Below are 4,026 nucleotides of genomic sequence, written 5' to 3' on the forward strand. Positions count from 1 at the left end.
GGCCTCGTGGCCGCCGTGCGACCAGGCCTTGAGGCCGGGCAGTTCGGTGTGCTGCCGGACGGCCTCGACCAGCCGGGTCCCCACGCCCTCGGCGCGGTAGGAGGGGTGCACCACCAGTTCCAGGACGTTGTCGGTGCCGGCAGCGGTGGCAAGGCTGACGACGGCGACCCCGGCCAGCGCCGTCGCGGTGGCGGGATCGGAGCGCTCTTCGCCGGCGTAGGTCGCCAGCACCAGCACGTCGGCCGACTCCGGGGCCCGCAGGTTCACCCACGTCTGCTCGGAGAGCGGGGGATTGCCGTCGGACTCTTCGGCGGCGGCGGCCAGCGCCTTGATGTCCGCGAGGGTCTCGGCGTCGGGAGCGCCCTTGATGGTCAGCACGGGCCAGAGGCCCGAATCCGATGCAGTCATGAGCACAGACTATCCGAGCGGCCTTCGGCGGCGGGAGGGCGCCGCGGTCCGGTGCAGACCCGGCCGCCTCAGCCGACGCCGCTGGGTTCTTCTTCCGCCTCGCGCACCAGCGTGAACCGGTAGCCGACGTTGCGGACCGTGCCGATCAGCTGCTCGTGGTCCGGGCCCAGCTTGGCCCGCAGCCGCCGCACATGCACGTCGACCGTGCGGGTGCCGCCGTAGTAGTCGTAGCCCCAGACCTCGTGCAGCAGCTGGTCGCGGGTGAACACCCGGCCGGGGTGCTGGGCCAGGTACTTGAGCAGTTCGAATTCCTTGTAGGTCAGGTTCAGCGGCTGTCCGCCGACGCGCGCACTGTAGCTGGCCTCGTCGATCACCACGCCGGAGGCGTGGATCTCCGTCCCGGTGTCCTGGTCGCCGGCACGGGCGCGGGCGATCACCAGCCGCAGCCGCGCCTCGACCTCGGCCGGCCCGGCGGTCACCAGCACCACGTCGTCGGCAAGCCAGTTGGCGCTGACGGCGGCCATGCCGCCCTCGGTGAGCACCAGCATCAGCGGTGCCCCCAGGCCGGTGGCCTTCAGCAGTTGGGTGAGCGAGCGCGCCCCGGCCAGGTCCTTGCGGGCGTCAACCATGACCACGTCGGCCGGATCGGTTTCCAGCAGGGCGGTCGGTTCGGCCGGCAGGATGTGCACCTTGTGGTTCAGCAGCTCGAGCGCGGGCAGGACGTCGATCGACGAGCCGGGACTGTTGGTCAACAGCAGAATGTGCGGCATGGTTCCTCCAGGGGTTTTCGCGGCGCACATCATCGGGCCGGGCCCGGTAGGTCCTCACACACGCAGGCGCAGCCTGCCGGACGGTGGCATAAGTATAGCGCCGCGCCCCGCCGGGCCGCGGTTTCTCGCCCCGCCCCTGCGTCATAGGGCAGTATGACTAGCGTGAAAACGTGGATCGTCGCCGCAGCCGCTGCCGCCGTACTGTGCGCCGTCATCGGCGCCTCCTACCTCTCCCTCCCGGTGCTGACGGCGGCGGTGTGCGTCGCCGCGGTGGTGATCGGGGTCGGTTGGCCGGTGTTGCTGGGCGTGCCCGCCAAGAAGACCCTTGCCGCCGTCATCTCCCTGGCCGGGATTGCGACGGCGGTGCTCGCCGGCCTCGCGCCCGCCGGCATGCCGCTGCTGTGGATGGCGGTGGTGATTGCGCTCGGCGTGATGGCCGTCTTCCTGATCCAGCTGCTCCGCGGCACCGGCCAGCCCCGGCGGCTCGAATCGACCTTCGGCGCCAGCACCGGCGTGGTGCTCACCTCGCTGGGCGCCGGCTGGGTGGCCGCCGACCGGCTCTCGGCCAATGCAAACAACGGCGGAATGATGCTGGTGACCGGGATCAGCATGCTGGTGGCCATCGGCGTCTGCCTGCTGCCCTGGCCCGACCGGATCGTCGCGCCGCTGGGCGTGGTCCTGGCCCCGCTGGCGGGGGCCCTGGCGGCCCCCTTGTTCTCCACCGTCCACATGCTGCCCGCCGCGGCAGTGGGCGCCGTCGCCGGCATCATCCTGGTCAGTTTCCGCCGGCTCGTGCTGGCCGACGGCGGTCCCACCCGGCTGCCGGCGATGCTCGCCGTCGGCGCCGCCCCGGTCATGGCCGCCGGATCGCTGGTCTACTTCCTGGAGCGGATGCTGCTGCGCTGAGATGAGCGACGTCACAGCGCGGGCGGTGTCGCCAGCGGGCATCCTCCGGTCCGGGCCGTTACTATGGAGCCATGTCTTATCTCGGTCTTGAAATCTTCTTCCTGTCCCTGTTGGTACTGGCAGGCCTGGCGATGGCCGGGTTCGCCTCGCTCGTGGTTGTCCGCCTGTTCAAGGGCCAGAAGTAAACAGCCCGGCGCTGAACCATGCCGATTGAACTCCCGACGGAGCTGACCCCGGAACTGGTGCCGCTGTCCTGGCTGCTGGGTACCTGGGAAGGTGCCGGCCGGTTGGGTGCGGGCGAGGAGGGGGACGAACATTTCGTCCAGAAGGCCACGTTCACGCAGAACGGCCTGCCCTACCTGCAGTACACCGCCGAAAGCTGGCTGACGGACGAGGATGGCAACCGGCTGCGCCCGCTGTCGGTGGAAACCGGCTTCTGGGCGCTGGACCGCAAGCTCAACGACGCCGACGTCGGCCCGGGCCTGGTCCCCGCCGAAATCGTGCCGGCCCTGAAGTCCGCGGACGAGGTCGAAGAGCTGCGCAACTCCGACGGCGGCTTCGACATCACCGCGACCATCGTGCACCCGGGCGGCATCTCCGAGCTCTACTACGGGCAGATCAAGGGCCCCCGCGTGCAGCTGAGCACCGACATGGTGATGCGCGGTTCGCAGTCCAAGGACTACAGCGCGGCCACGCGCATCTTCGGCCTGGTCAACAACGATCTTTACTGGCGCTGGGACGTGGCCGAGGCCAAGGGCAAGGACCTGGCCCCGCACGCCTCGGCGATCCTGGCCAAGCGCGCCTGACCGTCCGGGAATTTGCCACGGCCGCCGGGAGTTGACGCCGGTATGACCTACCGCAGCCCTTTGCTCCTGCAGCCCGGCGCCGTCGAAGCCTCCGGGGCCGACGCCGGCGTCGCCTCCCACTACTCAGACCCGCTGCGCGAACAGCGCGCGCTGGCCCGCGGCGAGGCCATCACGGACCTTTCGCACCGCGGGGTGGTGACGGTGGCCGGCGAAGACCGGCTGAGCTGGCTGAACACGCTCTCCTCGCAGCTGCTGCTGAACCTGAAGCCGGGGCAGTCCAGCGAAGCGCTGCTGCTCACGGTGCAGGGCCGGATCGAATACGATGCCCGCATTGTCGACGACGGCGAACGCACCTGGCTGATCGTCGAATCCTTCGAGGCGGCGCCGCTGGCCGCATGGCTGGACAGAATGAAGTTCATGCTGCGGGTAGAGGTTGCCGATGTCTCCGCCGACTGGGCCGTGGTGGGGTCGGTCAGGCCGGTCCCGGCCTTCGAGGGCAGCCTCGTGTGGCAGGACCCGTGGCCGCAGATCGGTGCCGGCGGCTATGCCTACACCGGCATCGAGGAACCAAAGCACCCCGGCCTGGAACGGTCCTGGTACGAATACCTGCTGCCGGCGGCCGACCTGGAAGCGGCCGTCTCCGGGCTGCAGTTGGCCGGCGTCTGGGCCGCCGAGGCGCTGCGGATCGCCGCGTGGCGGCCGCGGGTCGGGGCGGAGACCGACGAGAAGACCATCCCGCACGAGCTGGACCTCATCCGTACCGCCGTGCACCTGGAGAAGGGCTGCTACAAGGGCCAGGAAACCATCGCCCGCGTGCACAACCTGGGCCGCCCGCCGCGCCGGCTGGTGTTCCTGCAGCTGGACGGCTCGCAGCACACGCTGCCGGTCCCGGGCAGCGACGTGATGCTCGGCGACAAGCGCGTCGGCGCGGTCACGTCCGCGGCGCAACACTACGAGATGGGACCGATTGCGCTGGCCGTGGTCAAGCGTTCGGTCGATCCGCAGGCGCAGCTGACCGTGCTGGACGACGGCGAGAGCTACGACGCCGCCCAGGAAGTGATTGTCACCCCCGACGCCGGCCAGGTGGTCGGCCGCCAGACCGGGTTCCTGCGCCCGCCCCGCTGAGCCGCGTCGGC

General features: G+C 70.4%; 5 protein-coding genes. 3 read left to right on the forward strand and 2 right to left on the reverse strand.

The features are described 5' to 3' along the window. A partial coding sequence (locus AC5RV2_RS15435) for a GNAT family N-acetyltransferase (RefSeq protein ID WP_494093064.1) occupies positions 1-408 on the reverse strand: 408 nt, incomplete at its 3' end. Positions 409-476: 68 nt separating this feature from the next. Beyond that, the gene (locus AC5RV2_RS15440) at positions 477-1,178 is read right to left on the reverse strand and encodes a winged helix-turn-helix transcriptional regulator (RefSeq protein ID WP_494064760.1); all 702 of its coding nucleotides are present in this window, start codon (positions 1,176-1,178) and stop codon (positions 477-479) included. Between the two features lie 153 nt (positions 1,179-1,331). Between AC5RV2_RS15440 and AC5RV2_RS15445 the strand changes: the two genes are divergently transcribed. From AC5RV2_RS15445 to ygfZ, 3 genes are all read left to right on the forward strand, one after another. Continuing rightward, positions 1,332-2,084, forward strand: a complete 753-nt coding sequence (locus AC5RV2_RS15445) for a hypothetical protein (RefSeq protein ID WP_494093065.1) — start codon at positions 1,332-1,334, stop codon at positions 2,082-2,084. 203 nt (positions 2,085-2,287) lie between these two features. Next, positions 2,288-2,890, forward strand: coding sequence for a nitrobindin family protein (locus tag AC5RV2_RS15450; protein WP_494022470.1), 603 nt, complete (start codon positions 2,288-2,290; stop codon positions 2,888-2,890). 42 nt (positions 2,891-2,932) lie between these two features. After that, the gene (ygfZ, locus tag AC5RV2_RS15455; protein WP_494093066.1) at positions 2,933-4,015 is read left to right on the forward strand and encodes a CAF17-like 4Fe-4S cluster assembly/insertion protein YgfZ; all 1,083 of its coding nucleotides are present in this window, start codon (positions 2,933-2,935) and stop codon (positions 4,013-4,015) included. Positions 4,016-4,026 lie beyond the last annotated feature (11 nt).

It is taken from the genome of Arthrobacter sp. Y3225116 (assembly GCF_059091245.1).

Bases quoted from the DNA above. Each gene is read 5' to 3' on its own strand.
- AC5RV2_RS15440 (WP_494064760.1), bottom strand. From the start codon at position 1,178: ATGCCGCACATTCTGCTGTTGACCAACAGTCCCGGCTCGTCGATCGAC.
- AC5RV2_RS15445 (WP_494093065.1), top strand. From the start codon at position 1,332: ATGACTAGCGTGAAAACGTGGATCGTCGCCGCAGCCGCTGCCGCCGTA.
- AC5RV2_RS15450 (WP_494022470.1), top strand. From the start codon at position 2,288: ATGCCGATTGAACTCCCGACGGAGCTGACCCCGGAACTGGTGCCGCTG.
- ygfZ (WP_494093066.1), top strand. From the start codon at position 2,933: ATGACCTACCGCAGCCCTTTGCTCCTGCAGCCCGGCGCCGTCGAAGCC.